Origin of the sequence: Paraburkholderia sp. BL27I4N3, assembly GCF_003386115.1 — a bacterium.
In the GTDB taxonomy this organism is placed as follows: Bacteria; Pseudomonadota; Gammaproteobacteria; order Burkholderiales; family Burkholderiaceae; genus Paraburkholderia.
In genome coordinates this window covers 2,751,603-2,770,429 of record NZ_QREJ01000001.1, presented here as the reverse complement: position 1 = coordinate 2,770,429, position 18,827 = coordinate 2,751,603, and the positions used below count along the sequence as shown (strand labels likewise).

Here is an 18,827-nt window from a genome sequence, read left to right as displayed (position 1 = left end):
TAATCGTATTTGTGCGGCCGCTATTTCGCCCCGTCCCGCCTCTCGATCCCTTTCAGCGCCCGCTCAGGTAGCGTCCCGAATAGTTCGGCAATCTTTTTGGGCTGTGTGACCTGCTGTTCCACAATAATGTTGACCAGCCCGAACAGTTGATTGACTGTGGCCTCTACGTCGGCTTGATCCATCTTCCCCGCGTGGACCGCATTATTTCCGATCACGCGTACCGTGTCGAGCGCCTGCTGCACCTGAACGGGCAAGCCTTTAGACACTAGATCGCCAATCATTCTGTCGATGGTGTCGCCCTGCGCGCCAAGCTCTCTAGCCAGCTTTTCGATAACCAGTCGCAGCAGCGCCGCAGCACCGCGAGGGGAAGCCCGCGAGATTGATCGCGCTTCCTCAAAGTCGGCCTGAAGGTCAGGGTATAGATCGGGATGTGCGCGAGGGGCAGTAACGTCAGCAGGCCACATCATGCGGCCGGTTGTGCCTAGACCATCTGCGCGGGCCTCCTCTAGCCACCAACTAGGTTTGTGACAGGCACCACAAGCTGCCCTAAAGACTGGAGTGGCGGTTCGGTTGTACCCACACTGATCCCACGTCATTTGGGCAAAAGCCCCGCATGTCGGGCAATTAAACGCTTCAAGCCTTAATTGTGGTGTGACTTGGTTTTGCATGTGATGACCCTTGGACGAATGGCTGAGTGTATCGTCCGACCCAAAAATGATCCAGATGGGTGCGAGCACTTACGCCGCGCACGCGCTTGCGCGCTCCCCCGTACGCGTGCGCGGGCGCATTTCATTAGCAGGCGGAGGGTGTCACGGTGCCCGGTCGATGACCAACGCTTGCAGTCAAGCAGCGTAGCGGACACACATGCGGCTGGCGTACACCGCCCACAGCGGGCTGCGTCTGCCTCGAACAAGCCAGCACATACAGGCGACCGCCGCCTCGCTGTTGGCCGGTACGTTAGGGCATGCGATAACGGAACTATCGAACGGTATCGAATAGCGGTTACGTAATTAGTGTATTGACAGCTTATTCGTTACTGGTTACGATTCAAGTTCCTAAACGTTACCGAGCCAACATCATGGCCATTCGCGCATACCTTCGAGCATCCACAGCAGATCAAGACGCAGACCGGGCACGCGACAGCCTTACCAGCTTCGCAGCCGAGCACGGTGCGCGTATCACAGCCTTTTATGTTGAGAACGCATCCGGTACGAAGCTGGACAGGCCAGCGCTGGATGATCTGTTGACCGAGGCGCATGCAGGTGATGTGCTGCTGGTGGAGGGCATCGACCGATTGACGCGTCTCACACAGGACGACTGGGAAGCCCTGAAAGAGCGTATCCGGTCGAAGCGAGTGCTGATCGTCGCCAAGTACGTGCCGATGACTTGGAAGCTGCTGAAGGCTACGCAGGCGCAACGTAATGACTGGGCACACGATGCGACCGAGGCCGCGCTACGTGACCTTATGGTTGAACTGGCCGCAGCCAAGGCACGCGAGGACTACGAGGTGCGGCGCGAACGCGCTGCGCAGGGAGTCGAGCGCCGGAGGGGCAGGGATGCCGCTGGATTGACTGACACGAAGGGCTACGCGGGCCGCAAAGCAGATGCCGACATGCACCGCAGGATCGTTGACCTACGACAGCGGGGAATGAGCTACAGCCAGATCGCGGACACGCTTAAGACCACGCGCCCGACTATCGCACGAGCGCTGCGAGCAGCGGGCCTCTTGCAGGAGGGCAAGGCCGAATAAGACGCGCTGGCACCGCACACCGTAGCAACCCGGACAGTCTTGGCGGATAGACCGGGCAACCAACTCACACGCGGGCCAGTGCGCCTGCACATTATCGCAAACATCATGAACCAGAACATCGCACTGAACATCGAAGCCGACCCTATCGCCGCTGACATCGACGGCACGGAACTGCACGACGAGGCGTACAACGATGGTGCGTTCTACGCCGAGACGGATTGGCAGCACTGCCGGAAGCGTCCTGGCTTCTTGTGGGGGCCGAATAGCATGGCCGAACATTGCGCCGTGGTGTGGGCTGAAGTGGCAGCGAACATCTGCCCGGAGTGGAATAACGAGCACGCACGCCTCGCGTTCTTTATCGGCTATGAGGATCGGGCCACCGAACTTGCATACGCTGGTGAGGCCGGATACGAGGCGCTGGTCGAGGCAGGGACGTTGGCTGACACCGAGGGATGGGTGCTCCAGTGCGAGCCGTGGGCCGCGAAGGCTACGGACAGCGAGAAGGCGCTGCGCGCGGTGCGTGCTGCTTGGGCAGGTGCGGCGAGATGGCAGGCAGTGGCCGAGGCGAGCGGCGAGCAGTCCGACGCGATTCAGGCATTGGACGCGGTGATCCGGGCCGAGGCCGCAGGCGAGCTTCTGCTGCATAGCGGATACGTGGCGGGAGCCTTGACGCACGCCCACTGATCGGCGGCGCTGGCCGCTGGATAACCGAACGAGGCCCGCCGCTGCGCGGGCTTCTGTCATTTCGGGACGCTCGCCGGACACAGTGATTCCCGATTATGTAGGGCTCTCCAGACACAGAAGCGCGCTCCTGGAATCCGCCCCGCGAGTGTGAGTCAATTCGAACGACTTAGCAGACACAGAGCAGCCGACTTCAATGGCACGCGTTGCTAGCCGATCCAGAAGCCGACGCAGGAGCGCGGGCAGCCGACCCTATCCCGCATGTCATTAAGCGTACGAGAGGCGTGCGATCCGGTCAGGTAAGCACGCGACTAGCCGAGCGGCGGCATGACCAATGGCTCACTTTTGAGAGGTGCGATCCCTTATCAATCAATGGGTTACATAGCACCCTTTAAAGATACATAGGGCCGCTGCTCGGAGCGCGCGAATCATTTGCCGCCGCCATGGGCAGGCAGCACAGAGCCGACAGATCACTTTCCTGCATTGCGATTCCTTACGAATCAGTCACTTAGCTGACACTCCATAAAGATACATAGCGCCATGCTGCGAACGCGGCAGGCCGAGCAGCACCCGCAGTAATCCCACATCCCACCGTCTGAGGTATCCAATGCAACCAACGAATACGCTGTACAAGAACGGCCTGTGCTTTGCTGAACTGATCCGCAGTACGAGCCAGCGCGACTCGGTGGATGACTGGGCGGTGTACGAGGTAGATGCACGCTGGCGTCGCATGTCGAAGCCTTTGAAGGTGAACGGCCACACTGTCACGCGCTACAAGTCCGTCACGGTGAAAAGCTACGTGCACCTTCCGACCGGAGAAGTCATCCCGGCTTCGGCCGCCGCGACTCATGGCATTAGTATCGCCGGTGACGTGGGCGAGAAGGCATGCCGACGCATCAACATTCTGGCCGAGCTTCGCCCGGAGGTGCGGGCATTCGCCCAGTTCTGCCTGAAGTTCCTGAACAAACGTCGGGGCGTTACTCCGGGCTTCGAGAAGCTATGTCACTGGTACGCGCTGCTGACTGGGAAGCAGGCTAAGAACGTGCGCCGGATGCTGCCGAAGTTGCGAGAGGTGGGCATCATGGCCGGGGAATCGCTGGCCGGTCCTGACTGGCAGGTAGCTGGCAAGAACACCACAGCAGCGGATCATCTGAACGAAGACGATACCGCCCTTGCGACCTTCGGGGAGATGCTGATGAATAACGGCGCGGCAACCACATTGACATGTCAGCAGTTGTTGGCCGAGATCACAGGTCGCCTACCTAGTACGCCGCATTGGGCCGAGGTGATGGACGCAGAGTACGAGATGTACCTCGCATCAGGCGGTAAGCCCGACAGAGTCCATCCCGAGCCGATCACGGCGGCGAACATCACGCCCACACAGGAGACCGCGCTACTCCGAGCTATGGCATTTCTCACTGCGCATCAGCAGGTCTTGCACGGTGCCCATTTGACGGCAGGCCAGCAATGAGCCGCGACCACCGAGAAAAGCGCGAACCTATCGCCACCATGCTCGCCCGCCAGCGTGCGGACCTTGACCGGGTGTGGAATGAGGCGAAGCGGCGTCGATCCGGGGCAGCCGTCTTGCGCGATCCCGACCAACTGCGGCGCATCCGAGAGGCGCGCGAAGCCGAAGCAACCTTCACCCTTGACCTAAACGAATGACGCCCGCAGCGGCGTCCTATGGAGTACAGCATGAAGAACATCGCACACCCACTGGAACACAACGCCGATGCGCGCGCCTACTATGAATCGCTCACCAAGCGTGCTTCACGCGGCGGCGTGTGCATCTGGCGGGAAGTAGTCGAGCAATGTCACGGCAGTTTGCCGACGTGGGCCGCGCGCAAGCAGCGCGCCCGCGAAAAGGCAGCAATGAAGCAGGCCGCAGAATCGGCTAACTGACCGACCCACAAACACGCGCCGTAAGCGCGTGCGAATCACAGGCCCGCTATGCGCCTTCGAGCATGGCATCGTCACAACCTCGCGGCATTTAAATAAGGAGTACACATTATGGCAGGTGGAGCATACATCGTTCGTCGTGGTGCTAATGGCGTAGCACCTTCGCAGTTCAACGGCCAACTTCCCGGCAGCGGTAGTGGCGTGAAGCAATCCAACCGTTTCGGGGCCGCTGGCTCCCCGGTCCAATACGACCGTAACGTTGAGGACTGGATTAGGGCAGGCGCAATGCCCGAATCGTTGCGCGATGGCACCGGCGCAAGCTGGAGCTACCAGACACATCCGTTCGAGTACGCGGCGGCAGCGGGGCTTGTTCCGGCAACTGATCAGGACGCAGAGAACCTGCGGAAGTATCCCGAGCTTGCATTGCACGGACTGGCGGGCACGACGAATCAGGACGTGGGCCGCTTTCATTCAAGCGCGGTCATCGTAGGGCCGCGAACGATTCACGCCGTTGGCGGCACCAATACGCCGGCAGATTGCCGCTGCACCTTCCGCATGATCGCGGGCCGACTCTAATTAAGGAACTACTATGACGATTCAAACCGTAACCAGCATTACCACCACCCACGAAGGCGAGACGCACCTGCTGCGCTCGCGTACCGTCAGCTACACAGACGTGGAGGGCGCTGCCCGCACGCTTCGCCTCGAAGGTGTTGATCCGCGAGATAGCGCCACGGTCGCACTGGTAGCCGCGAAGTTGCCTGCCGACATCGTGGCCGCTGCAAGCGGCTTGGGATGGACCACGGCAGCAGCACAGGCCGCAGCATGGATCAGTGGAGCAAGGCGAGGCGCTATGCACGGCCCTGTGGACCCGACCTTGCACAATCCGTTCGGTAATCCGTCGAACGTAAGCGACTGGTAATGGCAACGCTCTCCCGCGATCAGGTGCTAGCTGGCCTCGAATTGCTGACTGACCCGGAACACCGCGCAGTGCGTGCGACATCCACTGTACTGGCCGTACGCATGGCCGAAGAACGCGCAGCGTATCACGCGATGGTTTTCCGACGCGGCCAATTAGGCCAGCCTCGTCCCGAAGGCGAGACGCCACTGTGCAAGTGTGGCCGCTGTATCGGCGCATAGCGCAGGCCCAGTAACACGCCAGCCGCGAGCGACATCGCGGCACTACCAACTCACAGACCAAAACAGGAGCATCACATGGCAACAAAGAGATTAGAACAGTTCGCACTCCATACCACTATCGCAGGGGCACAGTCCCGCATGCACGAGCTTTCGGCATTAATCCGCGACGCCAAGCCCCTTGTCGAACAGCTTGAGAAACTTCTCGCGTCCAAGGACGTGCTTCGCGCAGCAGAGGCCGAAATGGCGTTCATCAATGAAAACCTCGAAGGCATCCGGCGCGCGGACTTTGAGCGGCAGGTGGACGACTACGAGATCACTGCCATCGAAGATACGTTCGCCGGTGACGAGACACACGGGCGCGCGGGCTTCCCGACCTACAACGTATTCGGCACGTACCGTGGCGCATCGTTCAAGGCACCATTGGCTAACCAGTCCCGCGTTCTACTCGCCGCCGTGACACGCCGCTCGGAGCTTATCCCGTTCGATGTCTTGCAGCGCGCGGATAACCCGATGGATGCACTGCTGCGCAATGTGGCCGACGTGAATCGCGGCTATCGCAACTAATGCATGAGAGGGCCGCTGCGCCGCTGGCGTGGCGAGCCGCTACGTTCGCATCACCGAACACTAACCAAGCCGCTGCGAGCGCCGCACATGCGCCGCAGGGCAACTACTGAACGAGAGAACAATGAAACTCCTGACCGCACAAGAAATTCGCGCTGCACGCATCGGCTTCGATGGGGAGCGTTTCACCGACACCGCGAAGCGTATGGGATGCCATCCCGCCGACGTGCACCGCGCGGTGGCCTACGAAAGTCTGACACCTGAGGAACGAGACAACATCATCAGCGCCTTTCTAAGCGCCGAGCGTGTGGGCGACATTGCGAACCGCCTCGGTACTTCGCAGACGGCCGTACTCAAGGCAGTGCGCGGCGCACTTATTCACGCTCGTGTGGAGGCCGCGATGACGGGCAACGCATGCTCATCGACCGCACAATTGTCATGATGCAGCGGCGAGCGCGCCGCGAAGGAATGCGTCTCGTGCAATACCACTCCACACCGCCAGCGCTGGCCCACATGTACGAAATCGAAACCGATTGGTGGTACGGGCGCTGGAGTCGCAATGGGCGACGGCGCGAGCGATTCCATGAAGCCGCGAGGAAGTAAGAACGTTAGGACGCGCGGGCTGTGGCAAGTCGCGCCGTACGCATCCAAGCTGACGCGAGCACACCGCGACGCAGCGCGCACAGACGACGCATTCGCGCGGGCGCTTCGTGAGCAGACATTGTACCCCGCGCGTATTGATGCGCTCATTGCAGGCCGCACATGGTTCGAAGGCCGCGAATGTGCGAAGTGCGGCGGCACGCGCAGGCGCGTCTACAACCTGTCTTGCTATGACTGCACAAAGCGGGATGGCTTCAAGACGGACGCCAAGGGCCGCTGCATCGCGCTGCCGCCCGCCAAGCTTTCGCGCGATGGGTGGCTGGCGCGCAATGATGAGCGCAAGCGGGAAGCCGCTGGAGACTACATTGAGTACCGCAGCGGTGAATGGATGGCCCGTCAATACCCGACGGGACGCCTCCTCGTGCGGTGTATTCGTTACCACATCGACAACCCGGACTTTGGCAAATTGCCCGGCCCGCGCATCATCCAACTGTGCGGACAGCATTCGGACCTAGTTATTCTGCTGCGACAGGCAGGCTGGTCAATCTAACCAACAGACAATAAGGAATACGAATGAGCATCAATTTCAGCCTCGACAGCGACGGCGGCGTAGTAGTCCAGCAAGGCCAAGCAGCGAGCGGAAGCTCCACCACCTTCAACGGCGGTGTGAGTGGCGGCTCGCAGTCCAGCGGCAACATCGCGCAGGGTGGTACGGACATCAACGCCTTCGCTAACGCAGAACGCGCACAGGGTGTATTCGGCTCTGGCGTAAGCCTCGACAGTTTCAACAAGCTGACGCAGGGCATGATCCAGCCGTACATCGACCGCGCGAAGAAGGAGCAGTACGCGGACGGTATGGCGCAGGCAGCACAGGGGAAGTCGCTCATCAGCATTGAGAACGACCAGCCGTGGTACACGAAGATTTACGGCCCGGATGCATCGGTGCAGGGCGCTCAGATGTTCAACGTGAACGCCGCGATGAACGACGCGCAGACCAGCTTCATGCAGGCCATGCCGCAGTTGCGCGAGCGCTTGCCCGATCAGGTGCGCTCGTACCTCGTGGATAAGATGTCGCAAGTGCAGAGTACCGGCGATCAGTACACCGACGCAATGGTGCAGCAGAAGCTCTCGGAGCAGCTTCCGCAGATGCTCAATCAGCACATGCAGCAGTACTCGCAGTTCACGCAGGAGCAGAACTACCTCGGCTTCACGAACATGGGCACCAGCGCGGCTCGCAGCATGCAGGCAACGCTCGCGGCCAGCCCGGATAACTCGGACGAGGAGATCGCCAAGGCGCACGCCAGCTACACGGCGAACCTCGCCAAGCCCGACAACATGACGACCGAGGCGTACCAGCGCGGGCTGAAGGACATCACGGTCTCCAACGCCATGACCGGGAACTGGCAGGCCGTGCGAGCCGTGAAGCAGATGCCCGAATTCCAGCAGCTTGACCCGGAGATTCGCGCGCAGTTGGATGACAAGATTCCTCTCCTCGAAGCGCAGGCGGCAGCCAAGAACCCGGAGTACGCACAGTCACTCGACAATGCAGCTACGCTGGAGTTCGCCATTACGAAAGGCGGTGGTGCTTTCCCGACCTCGCCAGCAGGCCACGCGGCAGCGATGCAGAAGATGGAAGATGTCAACGCCGCGTACAAGGCGCAGTGGGGCGATGCAACCGTGCCGTTCCCGCCCGCGAAGCAGAAGCAGGTACTTGAGCAAATGGACGCGAACAACCAGCGCCAGCACCTCGCGGCCCTGAAGGCGCAAAACAGACAGTTGAACTACAACGAAGCCGCCACGCTGGTGCAAACGAAGTGGGCAGCCGACCGCCCGGAAGATTTAAAGGGTATCCCGATTCCCGAAGGCGCGCAGGTGACGGCACTGAATGCGGTGTATCAGGATGCCACGGCGGCAGGGCCGGATAGCCCGCAGGCGAACACCTTCTGGCAGCACGCGTCGGCCAACGCACGCGACCCGCAGATGCACCCGCAGATGCTCGACGGCTACATCAAGTCCACGCTCGGCAGCTTCTTCGACGGCGCGGGGCCAGCCACGCCGCAGCAGATGAACGTGGTTGACATGGCTCAGAAGCTCCGCAGCGGGCCGGGTGGAGTCGATGCCGTGAAGTCCTACTTCGGAGATCACGCGGAGGCCACACTGGCGATTCTGGACAGCGGCGCGAACATCAGTGACCCGCAGCAGTTCGACATGATCCGCACTCAGTGGCAGCGAGGCAAGCTCGCCACGGCCTCGGCGCAGGACAAGAAGGATGCGCTCGACTACGTGACGCGGCAGGACACGGCGTGGTGGAACCCGTTCCGCAAAGGCGACCTGTCTGGATGGGACATCAGCGACGGCGCGAAGCAGCAGCTTGCGCAGCAGGTGGCACCGCTCATGGCGCAGAAGCAGCGCGCCTTCGGGCTGTCGCCGGATGACGCAGCGCGAGCAGCGTACACGCAGGTGATGGGCAATGCGGACCTAGTGCCCGGAACCGTCGTGCCCGAAGACAAGGGCAAGTGGGGCAAGGGGCAGGGCTGGATGGATTACGTTGGCAAGGTGCCCGGTGCGGTGTCGAGCCAGAACTCTGCGCTGTATCAGGACACGATGCGCTCGTACATCAACGAGCTAGCCACGGACTCGGTTAAGGCCGCAGGCGGTGACATGTCGAACTTCAAGCCCGACGACTACAAGGTGCAGTACGGCCAGTACCTCGGTGGCGGCTTGATGCACCTGTACCTGTCCAAGGGCGACGGCGCATTCCTGCCAGTCACCATGAAGGCCGACGACTTCGGCAAGCGCGTATCAGACGCAGTGCAGTCACACAGCTACGGGGCCAACGGCTCCAAGGCACCACAAGGTATGCCCGAAAAGAACGCCTTCGGGTGGGGTTACTAAGCGCAGTGCGGCAGCGGCTTCACACGAGGCTGTTGCCTCAACTGCGTTTGACGCCATTGACCTACCCGAGCTTGCGGGCGAGGTCGCTGACTTGCAGGTGAGTGTACCGCCGCAGCATTCTCACATCCTGATGGCCGGTGATGCTTGCCACTTCCATAATTGACAAGCCCTTCTCGAATAGCCGCGATGTCGCTTCGTGTCGAAGATCATGGAATCGGAAGTCCGCGATCCCGGCTCGCTCGACGGCGCGGCGAAAGGCCAGCTTCAAGGCGTTCGGAGTGAGGCCGGGGAAGACGTGGCCTTTCGGTTCACCGCCGCTTGCCAGTCGGAGTGCGGACAGGGCTGTCACTGCGCGGCTTGACAGAGCCACGCCCCTTGGCCTTCCTGTCTTTGTCTGCGTAAGTTGCACTGACGGCTCGTGCAAATGCACGCGCTCCCATTCCAGCCCGACTATCTCGCTTCGACGCATCGCCGTTTCCAACGCAAGAACGATGATGGGGCGGACATACGGGTTTTGCGTGACGGTGCATGCGCGCATCAGCGCGGCTTCTTCAGCAGGAAACAAGCGTCGCTCGCGCGAATAGCCCTGCGGAGGTCTCCGAACAAGCTGGAATGGGTTCACCTCGAAGTCCACCTCCCACTCACGGCGACCTATCTCTATAACGTGCCCGAGCAGGTTCATGTCCCGGTTGACCGTTGCACCGCTTACCCGGTTCATTCGCTCGTTGCGCCATTCAGCAACGCGGGCGGCACTCAAACCTTCTAGTGGACAAGCGGCTAGGGGATGCTTGAGCAACCCGCGCAGACGAACGGCTTCCTCGCTGGCGGCTCTCTTGCTCGGCGTCACTTCGTCAAGATAACGGCGCATCAGATCACCGAACACGCGGTACTGGGGCGCGCACTCCGCAGCTATGCGCTGTTGGTCTTCAATGGCTTGTGTCGCAGTAACGCGGGCCGTAATCGCCGCTTCTTGCGCGGCCATCCACGCTTCGGCTTCACTTCGCGCAGGGAATGTGCGGGAAAGCGATGGAAAGCCCTTGCGGCGGATTTTGGCTGTGTACGTCCCGTTCGCTCGTTTCTGCATGGTGCCCATACCTGTCTCCAATTGAAAGGATGTGCAGGTGCAGGCCGGTCATTGCCGCCGCCACTCGGCGGAGCCAGTATGCCATAGCGAATTCCACATCTGTTGCGCGCGGGCGTCAGCCGAGCGAGGCGAAGCCGACGCGAGCCGCGCAAACCTATTTAGTGTCAAGCCCGGATAGCAGTACACTGGCCATAACTCGGTTAGCGGAGAACAGCATGAGCAACACACAAGAAGAACCAGCGGATTACGAACATCCGTGTCGTGGCTGCGTCCCGGCCGGTGGTTTGCCGGATGACGGAGCGGACGACGACACGGACGATTGATTCCTGGCTCAGTCAAGCTTGGAAAGCAGGTGATCCATGGACAGGTGGGAATAGCGGCGCAGCATCGAGAGCGTTTTGTGGCCGGTGATCGAGGCGACTTCCATCGTATTCAGTCCCTTCTCGAATAGCCGCGATGTCGCTTCATGGCGCAGATCGTGAAACCGGAGATCGGGCATTCCGGCCTTGTCTCTGGCGCGCATGAAGGCATGGCGTATCACAGTGGCTCCGACCCAACGGAACGGGCCGTCCGTGTTGTGTTTCGTCCACTCGTACACTCGTACCAGCTTCATAGCCGCTAGGGCAGCAACGGCACGGCGGGTAAGCGGCACTGGCCGTGGTTCTCCGTTCTTCGTGGCCGCGAGTCGTACCACACGCTTCTCCAAGTCGATCCGATCCCACGTAAGCGCCAGCATCTCCGATTGCCGCATGGCCGTTTCAATGGCGACGATAACGGCGTGCTCCAAATAGGGCGCTCTGGCGGCGCGGCACTCGGTGAGCAGGACGGCTTCCTCGCCGGGGCGTAGCCGCCGCTCGCGTGCCGCGTTCTCCTTCGGGAGACGCACCATGCGTACCGGGTTCTCAGCCAGATAGACGCCCCAATCGCGCCTCGCATGGTCGATTACCAGCGCCATGACCTGCATCTCCTTCCGGGCTGTCGATCCCGACACCGCTTGCAGCCGTTGCTCCCGATACTCGGTGAGGGCGTTGCGCGTGAGGTTCGCCAGTGAGTAGGCGCAGATCGGGTGATGGAGTAGCTGGCGGATGCGATAGCCTTCGGTCTTAGCGCCCTTGTGCAGCGGCGTGACTTCTGCTAGGTAGCGACGAAGGGCATTGCCTAGCGACATCTCGCGGGCGTCCCGCTGGTCGATGGCGTGGCCCTTGTCGTACTCGGCCTCCACGTCGCGCGCCCATGCCTCCGCTTCTGTCTTCGTCGGGAATGAGCGGGTCTGTGCCGGGAATCCGCTCCGCCGCACTCGGGCCTGCCAGCGGCGCTCGGCGCGCTGCTCGTCTCTCTTCGTAATGGTTGCCATTCGATCTCCAATTGGTACAGGATTGGTACAGAGACCGATTGCAGACCTTTTCAACGTCGCGTGCTGTGGGTCATAGAGGAGGGCGCGGGACGCTGTAACCCGCGCCCGACGTAGCGGCGCCACCTGGTCCGCCATGCCGCGCAAGTACCCGTCCTACCAGACCTGCCATCGCCGCTTCAAGGCGTGGTACGAATCCGGTGTGCTCAACCGCGTCATGGAGCAACTGTTCGGCGCGGCGAGCGAAGAGCTTTGCGGCCTGATGGAAGCGCGTATGCGTACGCACGTAAACGAGAAACCGAAGAGCGGCGAAGCTGAAAAGGCGCCGGTTGTCGCACCAGCGGTGTACAGCCCGCCCACCAGCCAGCCACTGCCGTCCTCGCCGTTCCCGTTCCATTCGCCCTTCAAACACGCTGCATGACCCACACAGCGCAGCGTCTTCCAATAAAAGAAACGGCCGAACGATTGCGATCGTCGGCCGTTTTTTTTCGTTCCATGCGGGCTCTGTAACGAGCCCCGAGCTACCCGCGCATCATTGCTGACGAATCCACGTCTGCGAGCGGCCCAGCAGCGACACGCCGATATACCCTCGCACGACCAGTTTGTTCCCACCGTCTTCCAGGTGCATCTTGCACTTGTAGAGCTTGCCATTTTCCGGGTCGAGAATCTGCCCGTGATCCCAGGCGTCGCCATCCTTCTTCAAATCGCTGAGGATCGTCATGCCGAGAATCGGCTGATCCTTGCGCGCGTCGGTACAGGCCGTGCAGCGGCGATCCGGCTGGTCGTTCGCGCCGAGACCCTTGATGACCTTGCCGCTGAGCGCGCCGCTGCCGTCCTGCGAGATCTGCACGAGCGCTTTGGGCTGGCCCGTATGATCGTCGATGGTTTGCCAGGTGCCGACCGGACTGTCGGCTTGCGCCATGGCCGTCACGGCGCTGGCGAGCAGGACGCCGGCGAGCGCCGCATGTCGGGCTGTGCGAAGCGCGACTGCGCGCGCGCGGTGGGTGAATTGCATCATTGTCTTCCTCCTTGATTAAAGACGGCGCGATCATGGTCGCGCGGCGTTATTGACATCTCGGGCGGTTCTCAGATCACGGCCGCCGTGATGCCTTGCATGGCCCCTCAGGTTCGACTTCTGCTGCCCTCGTGTGCCGCCCGCGGCCTGTGGATTGCTGCTTGCCCGCCGCCGGCGACACGTCATCAGCGCAGAATACGTGAAAGTGCGCGCGTCGTTTGATAGTGGATACTCTAATCAGGACGCGGCACTTCCACCGATCAATTCAGCTGATACGAGAACGTCGCGTTGATGCGCGGACTACGCGACGCGTTTTCCACCGGCGCATCGCCGATCGCTTTGGCCACCGAGAGATCCAGGCTGTAGTACTTCGCATCCGAGATGCGGAAGCCGAACGCGATCGACGAAAGCTTCGAAGGCGAGGGCGTGCCCGCATGCAGATAGACGCGCGCCATATCGAACGAAACGTAAGGTGTGAGCGTGCGCAGATAGGTGAAGCCCGGCGTGAACGCACGGTTGACTTCCAGTATCGCGCCCCAGCCCGAATCGCCTGATGCCTCGCCCGGCTGATAGCCCTGCGCGAAACGCTGCGCGCCGAACGAGATCTGCTCGGAGGTCGGCAGCGATACTCCGCTGTATTGGCCTGTCAGCGAGACCGCCGTGCCGATCTTCAACGGCCACTCGTTGGTTTGCGAGAAGCTCGCGCCGGTGCGCACGAAGTTGATCGACGCCGGATTGGTGACGGGCGAGCCCGGCACATTCGAGTCGCCGGACTTGGACGCACCGAGAATGTCGAACGCTTTCGCCACGTTGACGCTCGCGCGGCGCACCTGGCTCGTCTGCACGCTGGTGTAATCGGCCTGCAACTGCATGACTCGCACTTGCGAGCGAAAGCCGATCTGGGCGCCGGTGTCGTGGTTGTGGTAGCGATCCTCGTCGTGCGACGCATAGACCGACGCCGTGCCGATCACGCTTTGCGTGTTGCTCAAGAGGATCGGATACGCCAGCGAACCGCCGATCTTGTCATTGATGACCGTGCGTTCGATGGAAGAGGGCAGGCCGGGATTGTCGGTCGGATTGCCGCGATAGTGCGAGGCGTCGATCTTCGCGATCAGCCCGTTACTGCCGATCGGCACCGCGCCGTGCGCGGCGAGATAGGTGACATTGTCACGCCCCTTCGGCAGCAAGGCCGACACGCTCAGCTGTTCGCCGAACGAGGTCAGCCCGTTTTCAGTGGCGGTCAGAAGCCCCTGCACGCCGGGGTGATTGAAGTCGATCCCGGTGCTGACGTCGAACGGTTTGCGCTCCACGTTCAGTTCAAGCGTGGTGGCGCCGTCGGTGTTCTGGGGCGGCGGCACGTTGGCCGCAACCTTTACGCCCGGCAGCAGGCCGAGCACGTTGATGTAGCGCTCGAACGTAGCGCGCCGCAACGGCCGGTCGGCGGTGATGTGATCGGCAATCGCGCGGATCTTGTCTTCCACGGCGCCGGCCTTGCCCGTCACCTTGACCGCGGACACGTAGCCTTCCACCACCGTCACGCGTACCACACCGTCTGCGAATGTCTGCGCCGGAATGAAGGCGAACGAGAGCGCGAAACCGCGGTCCTGATAGAGCTTCGTGACGCCGTTGGCGACCTGGATCAGATCGCCGATCGTCGTGTTCTTGCCGACGAGCGGCGTGAAGCGCTGCGCGACATCGTCGAAGGGAATGGACTTCACACCCTCCACCTGCACGCGCGAAGGCGTGATATGACGCGCAAGCAATTCTTCGAGTTGAGGGGCTTGCGGCGCGACCTGCACGGTCACGTTCGGGCCTTTGTCGGGCGCCTTGATCTGCGGCAGCGAGTCCAGCGGATTGCCGCCGACCGCCGAGCCGCCAGGGCGGGACTGCGCATGCGCTTGCATTGGCAGAGTGCCCGCCGCAAATGCTGCGAGTACCACGCTCCCTAGGCTGCTGTACCCGAGTTTCATCGGATGTTCCTCGTATATCGTTCTTGTGTGTAGCGGACGCACCGCCTGGCCGGGCGGGTCGCGAGCCCTTATGTGCGGCTCGACGTATAGTGCGGCTTACGTGTATTACGTCACGTACCAAGTGGGGCTTGAGCGCTCTGGGCAACCGCGCGAAGCACGTGACGAGTCGGACTGTTAGTGCGCATTGCGTCACTCGCTGCGGCTTGCATCATTCAATGAACAGCCGCACGGGAGTTCTCACCGGATGGCTGATGCACGCCGCAGCGAATGAATAGTTAGGCTAACTACTTATGGTTCGCTGGCGTCAGACCGCCTAGCAGGGTCGTCAGGCCGCTCGTCGCCGTGCCCGAGCCGCTCGTCGAACCTGCGGCCGAGCTGAGCGTGCCGGTCAACTGGCCGACCAGCGCGGTCACTGGCGCGAGCGCCTGGCCGCTGCCGCCCGAACCCGAGCCGCCGTTCGTGACGCCGGACAGCGCGCCCGTCAACGTCGACAACGGATTCGATGCGTTACCCGAGCCAGCGAATGCCGAACTCAACGAACTCAACGGCGAACCGCTCAAGCCCGAGGAAGTCAGCGAACCCAGCGGCGTGCCGCCGAGCGCCGAGGTCAGTCCGGCCAGCGGCGTGCCGCCGAGCAGCGTCGACAGCGAGCCGAGCGGATCGCTGCCGAGCCCAAGACTCGCCAGCGAACTTTGCAGCGGGCCGAACGGATTGCTGCTGGCGGGCGGCCCATTGGCGACGCTCACGCTCGTGGCGCCGACGAGGCTCGTCAGCAGTCCGGGAATCGGTAGCGCGCCATTCGGGCCATTCGGATTGACCAGGCCGCCTGCGTTGGTGACGGTGTTGCCGAACGAGCCGGCCAGCGTGCCGAGATCGCCGCCGACCGGATTCTTCGTGGCACCGCCCACTTGCGAGCCCGCGGAACTCAATGCGCCGCCCACTTTCGCGAGCACGCCGCCGAGCGGCGCACCGAGGCCGGTCTGCGTACCGACTGCTTGCGTGACGAGTCCTGCCGTCGTCACGATCGGCGTGATGGCGGTGCTGATCGGTTGAGCGATCTGCTGCACGGGCACCGAGCCGAGCGCGCTGCCGAGCGTCGCGCCACCGGCGTTGAGTGCGCCGGCAGCGGTGGAGAGCGTGCTGGCCAACGGTGTCGTGAGCGGCGCCAGCGGCGCGAGCTTGCCGCTGCCGAGGCCGCCGACGACCGTGCTCAGCCCTTGCACGACGCCGCTCGTCGAACCGACCACCGAGCCGAGTCCGGCGACCGTGGTGCCGACCGGATTGGCCGTCGTGCCGGTCTGGCCGACGCCGTTGCTGACGGCATCCGCCAGCGAGTTCAGCGTGCCGCTCGTGCTCGACACTGCGTTGCCGAGCCCTTGCGTGACTTGCGGGCTGAGGCCAGGAATGGTCTGCGAGGCGATCGCCGTGCCCAGGTCGCTGGTGGTCTGCGCGGCCGCGGTGGCGACGCCGGTCGTGCCCGTCTTCGCGGTGGTGCCGCTGCCGGTATCGGTCGAACCCGAGCCGCTGCCGGTGCTTGAGGTGGCGGGCGGCGCGCTGACGGTGCTGCCACCGCACGCCGCGAGCAAGCCGGCGGCCGCCACGGCAATCAATGGCGCGCGCAACGACGACACCGTCGCGCACGTCGCAGGGAGAGAGAAAAAACGTTGAGTGGACATGTGTGCTCCTCTGTGTCTTCTGGATGTCGTGTGCGTTGGTTTCAGTGCGCCGTTGCAACAGATGTCTGAGCGGCGCGGCCCAGTTCAGCCAGGTTTCGCGAAGCGTAGGGGCGCAGCTGGCGGGCCGCGCTCCGGCTGGGTCTCGCTCAACGTTTTTCGCTGTTCCCGAGAGGGCCGCTTACTTCTTGCCCAACCCGCCGAGCAGGCCGCCGACGAGCGACGTCACCGGTGCGAGCGGATTGTTCGCGGTGCCTTTGCCCGTGCTGGTCGACAGCGACGGACCCGCGCCCGAGTTGGTGGATGCGGCGGCGGTCGTGGTGGTCGGCGCGGCGCTCGCCGTGCTGGTGACGCCGCCGAGTGTGCCGGTGACACCGGACAGCAAGCCGGTGACCGGTGCGAGCGGGCCGCTGCTGCCGCCGGCCGCGCCGGAGAGGCTGCCTGTCACGGTAGAGAGCAAGCCGGTGACGGGCGCGAGCGGGCTGCCGCCGCTCGATGCGCCGCCGGTGCCGCCAGTCAATCCACCGAGCGCGCTGGTGAGCGGCGCGAGTGGCCCGCTGCCGGTGCCGCCGGTCAAGCCGCCAAGTGCGCTGGTGAGCGGCGCGAGCGGGCCGCTGCCGGTGCCGCCGGTCAATCCACCGAGCGCGCTGGCGAGCGGTGCAAGCGGGCCGCTGCCGGTGCCGCCGGTCAATCCACCGAGTGCGCTGGCGAGCGGCGCGAGCGGATTGCCGCCGCTGCCGCCCGTGAGCAAGCCGCCCACCGAAGCGACCGTCGTGCCGGTGTCGGTGACCGTATGGCCGAGGGCGGCCGTGACCGGGTTGCCGCCGGTCGCCGTCAACAGGGCGCCGGCCTTGCCGAGTCCGCCGCCGACCGTCGAGAGCAGGCCGTTGAGCGGCGCGCCAAGACCCGTGGTATTGCCGACCGTTTGCGTGGTCGCGGCGACCATCGACGTGATCGGCGTGATCGCCGTGCTGAGGGTTTGCGTGACTTGCTGGACCGGACCCGTCGAGAGGGCGGTGGCGAGCGCGCTGCCGCCGTTGGCGACCGCGCCGCCGAGCGTGTTGACGACGCCGCCGAGCGGCGTGGTGATCGCCGACAGCGGAGCGAGCGGACCGCTGCCGAGACTCGTCACGAGGTTGCCCGTGTCGGTCACTGCGCCGCCGACATGATTCAGGACACCGCCCACGCTCGAGACTGTCGTGCCGACCGCGTTGCCGCCGGTGCCGAGTTGGCCGAGCCCTTGCGACACGCCATTGCCGAGCGTCGAAACGGCCGAGCCGACTTGTTGCACGATGCCGCCGGCGGACTGGGTGGTTTGCGAGCTGACGCCGGGCAACGTCTGCGAACCGATCACGGTACCGATGCCGGTGACCGCCGAGCCGGCGTCGCTCACCACACCGCCCGTGTTGCCGACTACCGCGCCGAGCGCGTTGGTGACGGGCGTCGTGCCTGTACCCGTCCCTGTGCCTGTGCCCGTACCGGTGCCTGTTCCCGAACCGTTGCTACCCGTGGCCGTGTTCGTACCTGCGCCCGCACCCGAGCCCGAGCCGCCCGCACCCGTCGAGCCGCTGCCGGTCGTGGAAAGTGTGCCGCCGGCGGAGCCGCTGCCGCTGCTGCCGGTGCCGGAACTCAGGCTGCCGGAGCCTCCGCAAGCACCAAGAGAAAGCATCGCAGCCACGCCGGCTGCAATCAGGGTTGCCCGTACTGTCGTGTTGGTCGTTTGAATGTTCATGTCGCCCTCGCATCGCATGTGTTATTGGATGTTGCTGCGTGCCTGTCTCTGCACGAGCCGTGCCATTTCGGCTGAACAATGCGAGGACTTTTTCGGCGCGAGCCGCGGCGCTATATGCGATAAGGCTTTGCGAGGAATTGACGGAGCGTGCGCTAAACGAGATTGCGCTCACATAAGGCACTGCGCGGCGCGTTCGCACGGCCGGCGTAACGTAACGAGCCCCGCGCGCCGTTACGATGTACGGCGTAACGCGGGCGGCCGAAACTGGTGGGTGCGCTTGAAACGTTCTGTTCAAACGAATAATTAGTGGAGCGAATCTAACTCATGGTTATTCCTATGTGCTGCAACGCACGAACTGCCGTTAACTAGAGTGAGTGGTAAAAATGCCTACGGGATGAGATTCGGCGCAGCGGACAATTGCTTAAAAATGATTGTTCGGCTATAAAACCCGAAAGCATTGAAGATTGATGACGGAG

Annotated in this window: 18 protein-coding genes and 1 pseudogene; 12 read left to right on the top strand and 7 right to left on the bottom strand. The window is 63.0% G+C overall.

Annotation, left to right across the window (positions count from 1 at the left end; all coding sequences use genetic code 11):
• Positions 1-20: 20 nt before the first annotated feature.
• Positions 21-467, bottom strand: a complete 447-nt coding sequence (locus tag B0G71_RS12725; RefSeq protein WP_181916768.1) for a DUF4145 domain-containing protein — start codon at positions 465-467, stop codon at positions 21-23.
• 611 nt (positions 468-1,078) lie between these two features.
• On the opposite strand from B0G71_RS12725, the gene B0G71_RS12720 reads away from it, so the two are divergent.
• From B0G71_RS12720 to B0G71_RS12670, 11 genes are all read left to right on the top strand, one after another.
• Positions 1,079-1,750, top strand: a complete 672-nt coding sequence (locus B0G71_RS12720; protein ID WP_116142211.1) for a recombinase family protein — start codon at positions 1,079-1,081, stop codon at positions 1,748-1,750.
• Between the two features lie 105 nt (positions 1,751-1,855).
• Positions 1,856-2,434, top strand: coding sequence for a hypothetical protein (locus B0G71_RS12715; RefSeq protein ID WP_116142209.1), 579 nt, complete (start codon positions 1,856-1,858; stop codon positions 2,432-2,434).
• 604 nt (positions 2,435-3,038) lie between these two features.
• On the top strand, positions 3,039-3,902 hold the full coding sequence (locus B0G71_RS12710; RefSeq protein WP_116142207.1) for a hypothetical protein: 864 nt from the start codon (positions 3,039-3,041) through the stop codon (positions 3,900-3,902).
• On the top strand, positions 3,899-4,096 hold the full coding sequence (locus B0G71_RS12705) for a hypothetical protein (protein ID WP_116142205.1): 198 nt from the start codon (positions 3,899-3,901) through the stop codon (positions 4,094-4,096). The genes B0G71_RS12710 and B0G71_RS12705 overlap by 4 nt, the downstream gene beginning before the upstream one ends.
• 30 nt (positions 4,097-4,126) lie before the next feature.
• Positions 4,127-4,333, top strand: coding sequence for a hypothetical protein (locus B0G71_RS12700; RefSeq protein ID WP_116142203.1), 207 nt, complete (start codon positions 4,127-4,129; stop codon positions 4,331-4,333).
• A 108-nt stretch (positions 4,334-4,441) separates the two neighbouring features.
• A complete protein-coding gene (locus B0G71_RS12695) occupies positions 4,442-4,906 on the top strand; it encodes a hypothetical protein (protein ID WP_181916767.1) in 465 nt (154 codons plus the stop codon).
• 13 nt (positions 4,907-4,919) lie between these two features.
• Positions 4,920-5,252 (top strand): hypothetical protein, encoded by a 333-nt coding sequence (locus B0G71_RS12690; protein ID WP_116142199.1) that lies wholly within the window; start codon positions 4,920-4,922, stop codon positions 5,250-5,252.
• Between the two features lie 293 nt (positions 5,253-5,545).
• Complete coding sequence (locus tag B0G71_RS12685; protein WP_147308673.1) at positions 5,546-6,034, top strand: hypothetical protein; 489 nt, start codon at positions 5,546-5,548, stop codon at positions 6,032-6,034.
• Between the two features lie 121 nt (positions 6,035-6,155).
• Positions 6,156-6,473: a hypothetical protein gene (locus tag B0G71_RS12680; RefSeq protein WP_116142195.1), complete on the top strand. Its 318-nt coding sequence runs from the start codon at positions 6,156-6,158 to the stop codon at positions 6,471-6,473.
• 117 nt (positions 6,474-6,590) lie between these two features.
• Positions 6,591-7,181: a hypothetical protein gene (locus B0G71_RS12675; protein WP_116142193.1), complete on the top strand. Its 591-nt coding sequence runs from the start codon at positions 6,591-6,593 to the stop codon at positions 7,179-7,181.
• 23 nt (positions 7,182-7,204) lie between these two features.
• On the top strand, positions 7,205-9,526 hold the full coding sequence (locus B0G71_RS12670; protein ID WP_116142191.1) for a hypothetical protein: 2,322 nt from the start codon (positions 7,205-7,207) through the stop codon (positions 9,524-9,526).
• A gap of 61 nt (positions 9,527-9,587) precedes the next feature.
• On the opposite strand, the gene B0G71_RS12665 is transcribed toward B0G71_RS12670, so the two are convergent.
• Positions 9,588-10,619, bottom strand: coding sequence for a site-specific integrase (locus B0G71_RS12665; RefSeq protein ID WP_116142189.1), 1,032 nt, complete (start codon positions 10,617-10,619; stop codon positions 9,588-9,590).
• Positions 10,620-10,941: 322 nt separating this feature from the next.
• A complete protein-coding gene (locus tag B0G71_RS12660) occupies positions 10,942-11,964 on the bottom strand; it encodes a site-specific integrase (RefSeq protein ID WP_116142188.1) in 1,023 nt (340 codons plus the stop codon).
• Positions 11,965-12,052: 88 nt separating this feature from the next.
• Between B0G71_RS12660 and B0G71_RS12655 the strand changes: the two are divergent.
• A pseudogene (locus B0G71_RS12655) lies at positions 12,053-12,382 on the top strand (transposase); the annotation flags it as partial.
• A 111-nt stretch (positions 12,383-12,493) separates the two neighbouring features.
• Here the strand turns inward: B0G71_RS12655 and B0G71_RS12650 are convergent.
• From B0G71_RS12650 to B0G71_RS12635, 4 genes are all read right to left on the bottom strand, one after another.
• Positions 12,494-12,979, bottom strand: a complete 486-nt coding sequence (locus B0G71_RS12650) for a DUF2147 domain-containing protein (RefSeq protein ID WP_116142184.1) — start codon at positions 12,977-12,979, stop codon at positions 12,494-12,496.
• A 257-nt stretch (positions 12,980-13,236) separates the two neighbouring features.
• Positions 13,237-14,946, bottom strand: coding sequence for a ShlB/FhaC/HecB family hemolysin secretion/activation protein (locus B0G71_RS12645; protein WP_116142182.1), 1,710 nt, complete (start codon positions 14,944-14,946; stop codon positions 13,237-13,239).
• A gap of 284 nt (positions 14,947-15,230) precedes the next feature.
• Positions 15,231-16,622 carry a collagen-like triple helix repeat-containing protein gene (locus B0G71_RS12640; RefSeq protein ID WP_116142180.1) on the bottom strand — a complete coding sequence of 464 codons (1,392 nt, stop codon included), beginning with the start codon at positions 16,620-16,622 and terminating at the stop codon, positions 15,231-15,233.
• A 178-nt stretch (positions 16,623-16,800) separates the two neighbouring features.
• A complete protein-coding gene (locus tag B0G71_RS12635; RefSeq protein ID WP_116142178.1) occupies positions 16,801-18,351 on the bottom strand; it encodes a collagen-like triple helix repeat-containing protein in 1,551 nt (516 codons plus the stop codon).
• Positions 18,352-18,827 lie beyond the last annotated feature (476 nt).